Source organism: Nostoc sp. UCD121, from assembly GCF_014222285.1.
GTDB lineage: Bacteria > Cyanobacteriota > Cyanobacteriia > Cyanobacteriales > Nostocaceae > Nostoc.
This window is the reverse complement of record NZ_JACKZS010000463.1, coordinates 1-1,350: the sequence shown is the minus strand read 5'-3', so window position 1 is coordinate 1,350 and position 1,350 is coordinate 1. Positions and strand designations below refer to the sequence as shown.

1 pseudogene is annotated in these 1,350 nt (G+C 28.5%); it reads left to right on the top strand.

The window, feature by feature from the left end:
• A pseudogene (locus GNF10_RS36870) lies at positions 1 to 1,350 on the top strand (hypothetical protein); the annotation flags it as partial.

Sequence of the window (1,350 nt, the reverse complement as noted above, 5' to 3'; positions counted from 1 at the left end):
CTAAAAAGAAATTTAGATTCAACTAAAAGTTATTGGGAATGGAATATACAACAAATAGAAAGTGTATCAATTACTGATAATGTAGTTGATTTAATGGTTAGCAAGATTAAAAAATTATCTCAAAAAACTCAACGAATTCTTAAACTAGCAGCTTGTATAGGTAATCATTTTAATTTAGAAATCCTTACTATTATTAATAATAAATCTGACATAATTACGGCTCAAGAATTACAGTCAGCTCTTGATCAATGCTTAGTAATTCCCTTAAATAAAAATTACAAAATTCCTCTACTGTGGAATGCAGAAGATTGGTCAAATAGTAAGCTAAAAGATGCTGTTTACTGTTCAAGTGATATTCACTATCAGTTTTTACATGACCGAGTTCAACAAGCAGCTTATTCTCTTATTTCAGAAGAAGAAAAGAAATATTTTCATCTGCAAATAGGACGTATTTTATTAGAAAATTATCAAGATCATCAGTTACAAGATAAAATTTTTGATATTGTTAATCAACTTAATAAAGGAGCCACATTAATTACCGATCAATTAGAAATAAATGAATTGGCTAACTTAAATCTAAAAGCAGGGAAAAAAGCTAAAGTCTCAACTGCTTATGACTTGACATTGAAATATTTAGAAAATGGATTAGAGTTGTTAACATTAAAAAGCTGGAAGACTGATTATAAATTGACTTTGGAAATTTATGTTGAAACCTTAGAAGCTCTTTACTTAAATACTAAATTTTCTCAAATTGAGGAATTATCTGACACTATCTTAAAAGAAGCTAGAGACATATTTGATAAACTCAAGGTTTATGAAATAAAAATCATCTACTATTTTACTATATTTCAACCACAAAAAGCGATAGATATTGCCATAAATATTTTGCGAGAACTAGGCATAAAATTTTCTCTTCAAGACAATGAAATCAGAAAAAGAATAAGTAATCGTCGAAAATCCATAAAACTGCTGTTAAAAAATAAATCAATTGAAGACTTAGCTGATCACTTCCTAATGACAGACCCTAAAAAACTAGCAGCTATTAAAATAATGCAGCAAATTCGCTCTGCTTCAAACTCGATTAATTTCCTTTTATTGACGGAACTAATATTAACCTTAGTTCATCTCTGTATTAAATATGGTAATCCTCCACAAGCTTGTACGATTTATGCTTTTTATGGAATGCTTGTGTCGGGTATCATGACAGACATTGATTATGGCTATCAGTTTGGAAAACTCGCTATTAAATTATTAGAACAAGACAATAATCAGAAATTTCAGCCCGAAATTATATTTTTATATTATGCCTATATGTGGTGTTGGAAAAATCCCATTAATAATCAATTAATG